We start from the raw sequence: 12,756 nt of genomic DNA on the forward strand, positions 1-12,756 counted from the left end.
CCCAAATTTTCAAGTTCGTTCGGTAGGTCTTTTTGTCAGGTAATGTAGAATACACCCTTTTTTCAACAATGAACCTCATCCACCTACGATAATTTGACTTTATGATTAAATGAGAAAATTCAGCATAAGTGTCGAAAATACACTATATTTAGATGCTATATTTTTAAATCCACTCCTTATGAATCCTATGCTAAGAAATTTGACGAAAACAGCGCTATATGTTTTGTTATTTATATTTGCCGAATCAATATGGGCTCAAGATGGAACGATTACTCCATTAGAAGCACCGAAAGAGCCAAACGCCATTCCGCTCGGCACTGGTGGTGTCGATGATCAACCTGCCAAAGAAACTTGGTTCCGCCAGTGGGGAGACCCGATGGCCCGAAACATTACCACTGCGACCCTAACCCCGTTTCTGCCCGAACCCGGCACCGCAAACGGCGCAACCGTGATTGTGGCACCAGGTGGAGGCTTCCGATGGCTTTCGATGGGCAACGAAGGATGGGAGGTAGCAGAGGCCCTTGCCAAAAAGGGCATCACCGCGTTTGTACTCAAATACCGGCTACGCCCAACCGCAGAATCGCTCGATGACTTCAAGGCTTGGATGAATCGGCCAAGAACCCCACCTACCGAATCTGCAGCGTCTTCCGATTCTACCAAAGCGGTAGCGCCACCACAACCACAGCGAGATGACTTGTCCGACCAACTTGAGGATGCCGAGGCAGCCTACGCCCTTATACTCGAGCGTGCTGAGGAGTGGGGCGTGGATACGGACCGAATCGGGATGATCGGTTTTTCTGCCGGTGCCGGTCTCACCATGCACTCAACGTTGAATTCCACAACAATGGACTTGGCTTTTATCGGTCCAATTTACGGTGGCATGGGTGCCGTCGAAGTTCCCGAGAACGCTCCACCCATGTTCAATGTAATCGCCACCGATGACTTTCTTTTCAGAGGTCAGTTTGGCGTTATTGATTCATGGTATAAAGCGGGGATCCCCGTTGAGTTTCACTTGTACCAAAATGGAGGTCATGGTTTTGGTCTCGGAAATCCCGATCGAACCAGCAACCGTTGGTTTGATGCGTTTGTATACTGGTTGGATGTTAATGGCTTTATGGCGGCCAAATCGGCGGAGTGAGAAAATTACATACGGGGATTACGATTTTGATCGTAATTGCTTTGATAGCCTATCGTATCGATGCAAAACCTTTCGCCATGTAAAATAATATGCACTTCGAGTGAGAAAGGAAAATGGCGAGCAATAAGTGAAATACATACAGCCGTATTCAAAATAGAACACGCCAACTTGAAATTTTTAATTCGCTATGCAAATCTGTATTATTACTATCCAAAAACAATGAAACCACTAAAATCTTTCTTTACTTCATTTTATTGAGCTGACAAAGCCAAACCAAAAATGGAATAAACACCGAAAACGGTGTTGACCAAAGCGTTTTAGAAATGTGGAACGCCTTTACCGAATCAAACCCAGAATTTAAAAAAGAAGAACTACCTGAATCGACATTTTTCCATGACAATGAAGCGGACGCCAATCGCTTAGCGGAATTGATTGTAAACGGAAAAAAGAAAGCAGGTTCTAATTTATATCATTGGTACGAAGAAGTTAATGCCGATTTACCAAAAATCGGAACAAAAAGTATTGTAACGGATTTTGATGGAAAAGCAAGGGCGATAATTGAAACCATAAAAGTAGATACCATTCCTTTCCATCAGATTTCCGCAGCATACGCTGAAATGGATATGGGTACGACCATTGAACCGCTCAAAAAATGGAAAAAAGCACATTGGGACTTTTTTGCGAACGCTTTGGAAGAAAGCGGAAAGAAGCCGACCGAAGATATGCTCATAGTCTGCGAAAAATTTGAAACCATTTGGCCAAAAAAATAGGGATTATCCTTTCAACTATTCCCCCTCTTATTTACATAGATGTCAAGCCGTATTATAGCCACGAATAACTAACTATGGCCTTCGTTAAAAAGCCCGTTTAAAAAATGCCCTTTCTGAAAGCAAGTTTATGAGGTATTACCCTTTACTCTTCTCTTGGCAATCGTGATTCCCGCTCTGCAATTTGATACACAAGTGCCGCAATTACCGTTGCATTTATCATCATATCACGTTCTGGAACATATTCCAAAGCATCTAAATTGGTGTGGTGTGTTACGGTACTATAGTTTAATTTATCTTGAATGATCTGAAAACCGGGAATTTTGTAATAATCGAACACGTCATGATCCGTAAAATTTGTGTTTTGAATAGTTAGATTATTGACATCCAAATGTTCATAGGGTGACAGCATTTCCTCAAAAATAGGTTTTACCGCTTCGTTTCCTTGCAAATACAGCCCTCGCATTTGTCCGGCACCATTATCCATATTAATATAGGCCGAAATTTTTTCAACCTCTTTTTTTCTAGAGGTCTCATGTACCTTTCCGTAGTGATTTTCTGCATAGGCCATAGAACCGAGATAGCCTTGCTCCTCACCGCCCCAAAGTGCAATTCTAATAGTTCGTTTTGGTTTTAAACCGGAAGCTTTAATAATTCGCATCACTTCCATCATCACTGCCGATCCCGCTCCGTTATCCGTAGCCCCGGATGCCGGGTGCCAAGAGTCAAAATGTGCCCCGATCATAACAACCTCATCCTTTAATTTTGAATCTGAACCTGTAATCTCTGCGATAATATTCACATTGTTTTCAGGTTTTAAATAGAGTTCCGAATCCAAATGAAATTTTATCTTTGGATTGATTTCCCGATCAATCAAGCGTTTTAATTTTCCGAAACTTTCCGGCGAAATGGCAAAATAGGGAACTGATTTTTCATGGCTTTCCCTAAAATTATAGGAGCCGCTCGGATGTACAATGCCCGGAAAAAATGGTGTAGTCCCTAAAATACTTAAAGCGCCTTCCGTTTTTAGGAATGAAAAAAAGGCATCGTCTTTTCTCATAAAACTTTCGAAAATAACCTCTAGATCCTCGATCAAATCCATATCCCCCGCTGACGGCCCCAAGGGATTGTTCGGTACCGGTACAATTGATTTTTCAGCTTCGGCAATTTGGTCGTCGGTAAATCGTGTTGAAAGTACCTCGAATAGCATATTCTGTTCTGGCACCGATCCTACCAATATGGTCTTTCCCTGTAATTTTCCGCTCCATTGCGTTTTTACTTTTTCTAAATCCGTATAACTTTCAATCCAAATCAAATCCCCGATTTGAACACCATCTGAGCTTTCTGTCCACGCATACGGATACGCTTGTATTTTCATATAGGCAGGTTCCGTCATTTCTACATTAAACGATTTTACTTCCCAACCCATGCAGTCTTCGCAATAATTTTCGAAATACACCTTATCGACACCCCAATTTTCCAAGGTCGTCTTTGCCCATTCCGCCGCTGTATAATACTGATCCGTTCCGGTCAGCCGAGGACCGTAAACATCGGACAAGTCGGAAATCAGACGCATGACCTGCGATTTCTGAAAGCCTTCGGTATTAATTTTAGAAAGTGCCTGTGATTTTGTTTGGCCGATGGCAGACCATCCTATTAAAAGGAATGCGATACTGATTTTAGAAAAGATTTTCATTCGATGATAGGGGTTTATTTGGTTACAATGTAACAAAGAATAACGAAAGCACAACACATCCCGCCAACGATAAGGGCCACCCTAATCTCTAGGGTGTTCGTAATCAGTATTTTAATGATGGATGGATAGCAAAACTACGGGATACGGTTTAAGAACGAGTAAATGAAGCCATTGGTTATGGATGTGATGGCTCTATCGTGAACATCAGACCGCGCTCACCAGACAAAACGAATGATGGCGTACTTTTGAATCAAGATTTTCTTCGTTGATAAAATCTGAAAACTAGAGCTAAGATTACACGCTTTTAGCTATTGGAATCCGCTATTTTTACCATGTCTAAGCTCAAACTCTTTTATAGCTAAAGGCATGTTAAAAGTATTTAAGCAAGGATTATAGGAGTCCATTGTTGAACACAAGTTTCAAAATAAATGAATATTAATCAAGAACATTTAAAAAAGCTCGTTTCTGACTTTAAAAAGAAATCGGATGAGTTAAAAGATATTATTAATCCTATTTTAAATAAAAACACACTCCCTCAAAAGGAAATATTAGAAGTTTGTCAAGTAGCAAAATTTTCCAAAGATATCAATGAATCGATTAAAATAATAGAAAAAGGATTCCCTCCGAGTCCAGATTTTATTATTGAGCATAAAGGTTTTTTGAAAGGATTAGAACATACTCGCATTTTTAACTCAAAAGGTGAAAATATTTCGAAGATAAGATCTTTAATTGAATATTCTGAGAGGATTTTTCTAGAAACATATCCTGAATTAAATATCCTAATTTATATTTCCATTCGGGAAGGCTTCGATTTCAAACAACATCAAAAGAAAAATATTGCTGAAATTATTGTTGACACTATTTACAAGAAATATTTAGGTAAAGAATACCAAATGCCTCCCTTTTTAACTCAATTGAAAATGATGTCACATTCTTTACTCGTTTTTGAATATGAGGAAAATTATGCAGCTCCAGAATATTTACCTAAAGAACTACTGATAACAAGAGTTAAAAACAAAGAGAACAATATAGAAAAATACAAAAGAGGTGAAAGTGGATTAAAAGAGTATTGGTTATTGCTATTATTAGATACAACATCTTCTACGTCTTATGTTCTTGACAAAAATGCGGACTATTCACTAAACACCAGTTTTGATCGTGTTTATTTAATGGAGGATTTAGGTTCCAAAATTATTAGAATTAACTAAAAGCCAGTGTACAACAAAATATTAAAACAATGCTTAAATTAGTTTCAAATAGAAATTCCGGGCTCGCTTGCTACGCCTGATTTTCCTAAAGGTAAAATCAAGCTTGCCAGCCGCACTGTTTTTATCCGAGACGTCAAAAATTTTAGTAAGTAAGAAAAGCAGTATGAAACAATATCACACCCTCCTAAAACACGTCCTAGAAACCGGCCATCAAAAAGGCGACCGCACCGGAACCGGTACGCTAAGCGTTTTCGGCTACCAAATGCGGTTCGACCTCAGCGAGGGCTTTCCGATGGTGACGACAAAAAAACTGCATTTGAAGTCCATCGTATATGAACTGCTTTGGTTTTTGAAAGGAGATACCAATATCGGCTACCTTCAAGAAAACGGGGTTCGTATCTGGAACGAATGGGCCGATGACAAGGGTGATCTCGGACCGGTATACGGCCGCCAATGGCGCAACTGGAACGGTGATGAAATCGATCAGATTAAAGAGGTGGTCGAATCCCTAAAAAACAATCCTAACAGTCGGCGTATGCTAGTTTCCGCTTGGAACCCGAGTGTGCTGCCCGATACCTCAAAATCATTTTCGGAGAATGTGGCCAATGGAAAGGCAGCGTTGCCGCCTTGCCATGCGTTTTTCCAATTTTATGTGGCCGACGGAAAGCTATCTTGCCAGCTCTACCAACGTAGCGCGGATATCTTTTTGGGGGTGCCTTTTAATATCGCTTCCTATGCCTTGTTTACGATGATGATGGCGCAGGTCTGTGGGTATGAGGCGGGAGAGTTTATCCACACTTTCGGTGATGCCCACATATACAACAACCATATGGAACAGGTCGAGCTACAGTTAAGCCGTGAGCCACGGGCGTTGCCCAAAATGGTGATCAATCCTGAAGTGAAGGATATTTTCGATTTTACGTTTGATGATTTTACGTTGACGGATTATAATCCGCATCCGCATATTAAGGGGGTTGTGGCGATTTAATTCACCTATTTAATCTCCCCGATCCTAATATTCCGAAAACTAACTTGCATCTCGTTGCCCGGATGCAATTGAAGTCCGATGGGGCCTTCTTCGGGTACATCGGCGGATTCGAAATTGAGCACTTCGGTACCGTTTATCCAAACGGTGTATACATTGGCGACGGCCTTGACTTTAATGGTGTTCCAATCTTTGGGTTTCAACACGTCGGCCACGCCTTCCGCCTCTACAGGATAACTCTTTCCGGGGATGTATGGTGAACCGGTCATATCGCGTTTTAACGAGCCGGATATGCCCATTTGTATTTGTTGGTCTTCGTTCCTTAAAAATATACCCGTGTCGACCGTGCCTTCACCGTATTTAAAGTCCGTTTCGATGATGAAATCTTTGTAATTCTTTTCTGTCCAAAGGATATTTCCCGTTTTTTTCGGGCCACTTTGGGCTAAGAGCAGTCCGTCTTTGGCGGACCACCAAATATTGTTTTCCGGCACGGTCCATCCCTTTAAATTCTTACCGTTGAACGCTTTTTTCATCTTTGGTTCTTGGGCGGTGGCCGTATATAGGCATCCTATAAAAAACAAAACTAGTATTCCGATTCTTATCATCGTGTATTGTATTTAAGGTTATTCCGAAGAAAAGTAAAAAAATAAATCCAATTTGTGACGTTTCTATGAATAAATTACAAATGCATCCGTCTAAAACTGTATTGAGCATCGGGCATCTTTTGGGGATTAATTATCTTTAAGGCCAAATAAGAATGCTATGATCCTTACCGATTCTCTCTTGGATTTCTTTCTGGAAACCCGACAACACACGGAAAATATTTGTGAACCGCTGGAAATCGAAGACTACGTAGTGCAGCCTATCGCTGATGTGTCGCCCCCGAAATGGCATTTGGGACACTCCACTTGGTTTTTTGAAGAGTTCATCTTAAAACCCCATGCACAAGGATATACCATCTTCGACACCGACTTTTCCTTCGTGTTTAACAGCTATTACGAAACAGTTGGGAAACGTGTGGTGCGCGCGGACCGCGGTAATCTTTCGAGACCATCCGTAGAAAAAGTATATGCCTATCGTGACCACGTTACTCAGGCCATCAAAAACTTTTTTACCGAAAATCAAGATCAAAAAGTGAATGATTTGTTGGAAATCGGTATCCATCACGAAAAACAACATCAGGAGCTTCTGCTGACGGACATCAAATATATTTTAGGAAATAATCCGCTACTTCCGAAATATTCGGAAGGTTTTGAAGAACATTCTATTGAAAGGCATGAAATGGATTGGATTTCGGTGGATGAAGGTATTTATGACATCGGGCACAACGCCGACAGTTTCTGTTATGATAATGAATTGGGAAGGCATAAAGTGTACCTACATTCTTACAAAATAGCCAATAAACTCGTAACCAATTCCGAATATATTGCGTTTATCGATGCCGGAGGCTACAAGAAGTTCGACCTCTGGCATGCAGAGGGATGGGATTGGGTCAACGCGAACAACATTTCCGCACCGCTCTATTGGCACGATGTCGAGGGAACATGGCAACATTATACGCTAAACGGACTCCAAAAAATAGATGGTGACGCCCCGGTGACCCACCTATCCTATTATGAAGCCTTCGCCTTTGCCCAATGGAAAGGCTGCCGACTGCCCACCGAGTTCGAATGGGAAGCGGCACAGGAATGCTTCCCGTGGGGAAAACGCTGGGAATGGACCGAAAGCGCCTACCTCCCCTATCCTGGCTACCAAAAGGCCGACGGGGCTTTGGGCGAATACAACGGCAAGTTTATGGTCAACCAAAAAGTGTTGCGTGGCGGTTCGGTGGCGACCCCAAAAAAGCATACCCGATCGACTTATCGCAATTTTTTCCAGACCGGGCTGCGGTGGCAGTTTACGGGATTGCGATTGGCCAAATAAACCATGTAACAGTGGCAGTAAGCAAATTGCAATAGTTGCGACTTACCGCAAATAAAGTGAGTGCTTTAAAATCAGGGTGAATATACCTGATAGCACATCGATTTCACAACATGGTAACCCAATTAAGTACCACCTACAATTCATAAACCTAGTATTCGTATGCAAGAACTTATTGCCCCCGCCTTAGAAACACAATTCGAAAAAGACGTTTACAAAGGCCTGACGGATTATCCGAAGCATTTGTCCTCCCAATATTTTTATGACGCGACCGGTGACAAACTGTTTCAGGACATTATGGACATGCCGGAGTATTATCTTACGGATCGGGAGTTCGAAATCCTATCCGAAAATACCGAGGAAATCGCACAACTTTTTGCCCAAGGAAACGCATCGTTTAAATTAACGGAATTGGGCGCGGGCGATGGTATGAAGACTAAAATCCTCCTAAAATATTTATCCGAGAACAATTTTGATTTTAAGTACCAGCCCATCGATATCAGTCAAAATGCGCTTGATGGGCTTGAAAAATCTTTACGGAACGAATTGCCGCAAGTACTCGTTGAAACTCGACAAGGCACCTATTTCGAGACCTTATCAGCCATTAACGCGGAGAATGGGACTAAGAAAGTCATCCTATTTTTAGGCTCGAACATCGGGAATTTGCTGCATCCGCAGGCTATGGAGTTTTTAAGAAATATTCAGGAAGTAATGCAGAAGGAAGACCTACTTTTAGTAGGCTTCGATATGAAGAAAAATCCGCAGATCATTTTGGATGCCTATAACGACCCGAAGGGCATCACGGCCACGTTCAACAAAAATGTGCTTACGCGAATAAATCGGGAACTTGACGGTAATTTTAATCTGGATAAATTCCGCCACTGGGAAGTGTATAATCCTGAATCAGGCACTGCCAAAAGCTATTTGGTCGCTATGGAAGGCCACACTGTGACCTTGGAAAAACTTGATTTGCAAGTGAATTTTGAAGCTTGGGAAACTATACATACCGAGATTTCCCAAAAATACGATGACCGAACGATTAAATGGCTGGCCGATAGGGCCGGTCTCAAAATCGTGACCGAATTCGGTGATGCCAAGGGTCAGTATAAGAATTATGTCTTCAGGCGGAAGAAAAAGCAGTAGCGGTAGTAGTAGCAGTAAATTACTTTTTCTAAACTCATAAACTTTTTTAGTATGAAAGCAACTTGGAACAATACCCTTATCGCCGAGAGCGACGCGACCGTAGTCGTCGAAAACAACCATTATTTTCCGGCGGACAGTATCAAAAAAGAATATTTTAAATCAAGCGACAAGCACACAACCTGCCCTTGGAAAGGAAAGGCCTCATACTACACTTTGGAAGTCGACGGAAAGAAAAACGAGGATGCGGCTTGGTATTATCCGGAACCTAAAGCGGCGGCGAAAGAAATTAAAGGTCATATTGCGTTTTGGAAAGGAGTGACCGTTCAGAAGTAAACTGTCGTTAAATTTACTTGGGCCGCTTGCGATGACGTCATAAAAAAAGCCGCAACGTTCTGAACGTTCCGGCTTTTATTTTTTGTTCGCTGAAGACTATAGCTCCAATACAGCGTTTTCGGCACCGGCGAAATCGTTCCATTGGTAACGATCGGCTTCTGGCTCGTTTACGTAGTTGCCATCGATGACGTATTTGAACTCGTATGTGTTTTCTTTTGGAAGTTCAAGAGTGCCCTTGAAGTTTCCGTTCTTCAATTTTTTCAAGGCACTGGCCTTGTTCGCTTTCCAGTTGTTGAAATCACCAACAACGGCTACTTTTTTTGCTTCATCGGCTGATACGGTGAAAGTTACTTTGCAAACCGGTTTTGTTTTGAGATACTGTTTTGAAATTGCCATTTTTTATTTATTTTTGGATTACTAATTAGTTACACATTAAAATTCGGCGCAAAAATAAGGGATTAAACTACTCATTGCCAACGATTAAGATAGATTTATCATTTTCGTACTTTATTTCGTGCTTATTGGCTTTCCTTTAGCAAAGCAGCATGGAATTTTAACTTTATGGAAAATCTATATGCCTGTTTTTAAGAGTTGCATAATGGTATCTATGTCTTTTTCAGTGTTATAAAAGTGAAAACTGAACCGAATTCCGTCACCTCGCTGCGAACAGACCACATTATTATCCTTTAATTTTTGAAATAGCGTCTCATCGCCCTTGATATTAAAAATGGTACTGTGCGATTTTCTGGCGACTACGGCATCCTCTAAAAGTTGGAGTTCGGTAAATTCCTTTTTTGCTTTCGAGGATAATTTTTTTAAGTGATTTTCGATGGACGTCTTTCCAATAGATTCCAAATAATCCAGGGAAAACTTTAGGCTTCCAAAGTTCAGGGTATCCAAGTGGCCGGGTTCGAAATGCATCGCAAAACGAACGTCATCTCGAGCCTTTATATCCGTATCGGCTGCGTTGAAACCCATGGTTTGTGATGAGAATCTATTTTTTATCCCATCCTTAAAAAGAAAAAAACCGTTACCGTATCCGCCCAACAACCATTTATAACCACTGGCGCCTAGTACGTCGATTCCCGAAGCTTCAAAATTAAAATCCGTCGTACCACAGAACTGGGTGCCATCGGCGATGATTATCAAATCGGGATACTCCTTTTTCAGGGATTTCAGGAAATCCATATCGATTTTGATACCATTGACCCACTGCACCAAACTTAAGGCGAGCACCGAAATTTTATCCGATTTTATTTTTTGGAGGATGTTCTCTTCCAAATTGGCATCCAACGCCACATAAGCAATTTTGAAATCCCGATATTCAAAAGGCCAATTGACCGAGGGATAATCGTTTTTCACCAGCAACACCTTTTCATCACCCTCCATGCCCTCGAGCAGCATATTGAGGCCCAGCGAAAAATTGGGTACCAAGGCCGTATTTTCAGGTTTGCCCCCAAAGAATTTCGCCACAGTTTTTCTGATTTTTGGGATTTCGGTATATCTCGCCTTTGTTTGCATGGTGCTACCACCGATCAAATAATCAAGATCGTGCTCTTGCCGCCATTCCATCAAATCATCGTTCAAAAGTCCGGCCGAGGCGGTATTGGCGTAAATAGAGTGGCTGAGTACGGGAAAGTGTTTTCGAGTATTTTCCATAGCATTGATCGGGTATTGGGCAATTGCCTTATCTTTGTAAATGAGTTATTTCTCAGGTCGGTATTCCAATATTCCGACGATTTAAAGGTACTACTTAGCATGTTCACGAAAAATAAAAACATGAGCGAACTTGACCTCGAACAGCACGAACTGCTCGAACACGCACAAACCCGTATCAAACAGAAAAAAACGCTCTACATTCACTTTATTATCTTTTTGATCGGGAGCGTCTTTATGGTCTTTATCAATAAAATCCTCAATTATTGGGCGACCTACGATTGGTTTATTTGGGCCATTACCCTTTGGGCCTTTTTGTTTATGATTCATACCATCAACGTTTTCGTGACCCAAAAATTCATGGGACAGGCTTGGGAACGAAGCCAACGCGAAAAACTGGTCAGAAAGCAAAAACGTCGCATCGCCGAAATGCAAAAGGAAATCGAGACGGATTTTCCACTGGCGAAAATCAATAAGGGAATCGAGCCAAAAAAGTTTTAAGTGAAATGCGTTCCTCAGCACCGAGAAAAAAGAACCTAAAAGAAATCAAAGCATGAATACCATTTGTATGATAGCCGCTGCAGGCGAAAACAATGCCCTCGCCAAAGACGGAAACCTACCTTGGCACCTACCGGATGATTTCAAGCGTTTTAAAAAATTAACATTGGGGCACCAAATTATTATGGGCCGCAAAACCTTCGACGGCTTTGACAAACCGCTGCCAGACCGTACCCATATTATCGTTACAAGGGATACCGAATATACCGTTGATTTCGAAGATTGCATTGTAGTACATTCTTTGGAAGATGCCTTAGACCTCGTCAAAACCGATGCGCTGTCGTTTATTATCGGTGGTGGGGAAATCTACAAACAGGGCGAAAAATTCGCCAATAAAATCGAGCTGACCCGAATTCATTACACTTTTGAAGGAGCGGATACCTTTTTCCCGGAAATCGATGAAGCGGACTGGGAACTCATTGAAGAGCAGTACCATCCTGAAGATGACCATCATACCTATGCTTTTTCGTATCTGACCTATCTGAAAAAATAATTCTCCCTAATTATATTTTGCGTCTTCACTTGCGCCTCCTTTTTGAATCTAAGGGAAGGTGATATTGCCATTTTAAAAGCTGAGGGGGGCAAGAACAGGTTAAGATAAATTTTCAATCCGCGGATCGGAGTTGATAAAAAAGCGGACATTGCCGACCGGGAGGTCGAATTCGGGTATAAAGTTTGACTAATACTTAAAATAAACGGTTCAACTGACCGCTTTAGAAACTATAGCAAGTGATTTTTTGGATAGCGGCAGCCCCATTGCAGCCTGATGTCCCTTTTCGGACATTTTTCGCCAAGTTTTACGAAGGATGTCGATAATCTTGTCCTCGGAATGTTCCCCAGTAAAAGGCTCGAAATAATGTTCAAGAAACACGAGGCAGATCACATCCTCCAAGGTCTGGGTATCCTCATTTTTCTTAAGTGCTTTCTTTTGTAATAGGAAGCCCACCTTGTCTATAGTTTCTTGGGAATAGCAGATATCTTCCAATATTTCGGACGCTTTTTGCACGTGAAACTTTTTAAGATCTTGACGCCATTTCAAATAACCCACCCTATTCATATCATAGGAATGTCTGGGGATTTCCCACCGACAGATATGCTGGCAACGTGCGGTCAATTGCAAGGCCTCCGAAGCATCGGGTGCAAAATCGTTCAGTTTTTCAGTCATGCGGATGGCGTACAATGCTTCCTTTGGGTAGGTATTGCCCATATATATTTCAGTATTGGGATCTTTCGCATTTGCATCGTCGAACCTTTGAAAAGCCTGTAACAATTTGTCAGTGGTAGCCATGTAACCTATTTTTGGGCTAAAATCTTAGTGCCTTAATTTGTGGCCTTTCTTCAATCAATCGTAT

14 protein-coding genes are annotated in these 12,756 nt (G+C 41.7%); 9 read left to right on the forward strand and 5 right to left on the reverse strand.

Going from position 1 to position 12,756, the window contains the following annotated elements:
- Positions 1-178: 178 nt before the first annotated feature.
- Together BLT07_RS16840 and BLT07_RS16845 are read left to right on the forward strand one after the other, a co-directional pair.
- Positions 179-1,138: an alpha/beta hydrolase gene (locus BLT07_RS16840; protein WP_091872084.1), complete on the forward strand. Its 960-nt coding sequence runs from the start codon at positions 179-181 to the stop codon at positions 1,136-1,138.
- A 323-nt stretch (positions 1,139-1,461) separates the two neighbouring features.
- Complete coding sequence (locus BLT07_RS16845; protein WP_091872088.1) at positions 1,462-1,908, forward strand: ASCH domain-containing protein; 447 nt, start codon at positions 1,462-1,464, stop codon at positions 1,906-1,908.
- A 142-nt stretch (positions 1,909-2,050) separates the two neighbouring features.
- Here the strand turns inward: BLT07_RS16845 and BLT07_RS16850 are convergent, their stop codons facing one another.
- The gene (locus BLT07_RS16850; protein ID WP_091872092.1) at positions 2,051-3,601 is read right to left on the reverse strand and encodes a M20/M25/M40 family metallo-hydrolase; all 1,551 of its coding nucleotides are present in this window, start codon (positions 3,599-3,601) and stop codon (positions 2,051-2,053) included.
- Between the two features lie 428 nt (positions 3,602-4,029).
- Between BLT07_RS16850 and BLT07_RS16855 the strand changes: the two genes are divergently transcribed.
- Both BLT07_RS16855 and BLT07_RS16860 read left to right on the forward strand, forming a co-directional pair.
- Complete coding sequence (locus BLT07_RS16855; RefSeq protein ID WP_091872095.1) at positions 4,030-4,809, forward strand: hypothetical protein; 780 nt, start codon at positions 4,030-4,032, stop codon at positions 4,807-4,809.
- A 163-nt stretch (positions 4,810-4,972) separates the two neighbouring features.
- A complete protein-coding gene (locus BLT07_RS16860; protein WP_091872317.1) occupies positions 4,973-5,797 on the forward strand; it encodes a thymidylate synthase in 825 nt (274 codons plus the stop codon).
- A 5-nt stretch (positions 5,798-5,802) separates the two neighbouring features.
- Here the strand turns inward: BLT07_RS16860 and BLT07_RS16865 are convergent, their stop codons facing one another.
- A complete protein-coding gene (locus BLT07_RS16865) occupies positions 5,803-6,399 on the reverse strand; it encodes a 3-keto-disaccharide hydrolase (RefSeq protein WP_091872099.1) in 597 nt (198 codons plus the stop codon).
- Between the two features lie 157 nt (positions 6,400-6,556).
- On the opposite strand from BLT07_RS16865, the gene egtB reads away from it, so the two are divergent.
- The 3 genes from egtB to BLT07_RS16880 all read left to right on the forward strand — a co-directional run bounded on the left by egtB (position 6,557) and on the right by BLT07_RS16880 (position 9,190).
- Positions 6,557-7,717 carry an ergothioneine biosynthesis protein EgtB gene (gene egtB / locus BLT07_RS16870; protein WP_091872103.1) on the forward strand — a complete coding sequence of 387 codons (1,161 nt, stop codon included), beginning with the start codon at positions 6,557-6,559 and terminating at the stop codon, positions 7,715-7,717.
- 159 nt (positions 7,718-7,876) lie between these two features.
- Complete coding sequence (locus tag BLT07_RS16875; RefSeq protein ID WP_091872107.1) at positions 7,877-8,857, forward strand: L-histidine N(alpha)-methyltransferase; 981 nt, start codon at positions 7,877-7,879, stop codon at positions 8,855-8,857.
- A gap of 51 nt (positions 8,858-8,908) precedes the next feature.
- The gene (locus BLT07_RS16880; RefSeq protein WP_091872110.1) at positions 8,909-9,190 is read left to right on the forward strand and encodes a DUF427 domain-containing protein; all 282 of its coding nucleotides are present in this window, start codon (positions 8,909-8,911) and stop codon (positions 9,188-9,190) included.
- Between the two features lie 96 nt (positions 9,191-9,286).
- Here BLT07_RS16880 and BLT07_RS16885 read toward each other — a convergent pair whose 3' ends face one another.
- Positions 9,287-9,586, reverse strand: coding sequence for an isoamylase early set domain-containing protein (locus tag BLT07_RS16885; protein WP_091872113.1), 300 nt, complete (start codon positions 9,584-9,586; stop codon positions 9,287-9,289).
- 174 nt (positions 9,587-9,760) lie between these two features.
- Positions 9,761-10,849 (reverse strand): aminotransferase class V-fold PLP-dependent enzyme, encoded by a 1,089-nt coding sequence (locus BLT07_RS16890; protein WP_091872116.1) that lies wholly within the window; start codon positions 10,847-10,849, stop codon positions 9,761-9,763.
- Positions 10,850-10,948: 99 nt separating this feature from the next.
- Here BLT07_RS16890 and BLT07_RS16895 point away from each other — a divergent pair, with 99 nt between their 5' ends.
- Both BLT07_RS16895 and BLT07_RS16900 read left to right on the forward strand, forming a co-directional pair.
- Complete coding sequence (locus BLT07_RS16895; protein WP_091872121.1) at positions 10,949-11,347, forward strand: 2TM domain-containing protein; 399 nt, start codon at positions 10,949-10,951, stop codon at positions 11,345-11,347.
- A gap of 52 nt (positions 11,348-11,399) precedes the next feature.
- Complete coding sequence (locus BLT07_RS16900) at positions 11,400-11,897, forward strand: dihydrofolate reductase (RefSeq protein ID WP_091872124.1); 498 nt, start codon at positions 11,400-11,402, stop codon at positions 11,895-11,897.
- Between the two features lie 207 nt (positions 11,898-12,104).
- On the opposite strand, the gene BLT07_RS16905 is transcribed toward BLT07_RS16900, so the two are convergent.
- Positions 12,105-12,692, reverse strand: coding sequence for a DUF4202 domain-containing protein (locus BLT07_RS16905; protein WP_091872126.1), 588 nt, complete (start codon positions 12,690-12,692; stop codon positions 12,105-12,107).
- Positions 12,693-12,756 lie beyond the last annotated feature (64 nt).

The organism is Pricia antarctica, from assembly GCF_900101815.1.
Classification (GTDB): domain Bacteria; phylum Bacteroidota; class Bacteroidia; order Flavobacteriales; family Flavobacteriaceae; genus Pricia; species Pricia antarctica.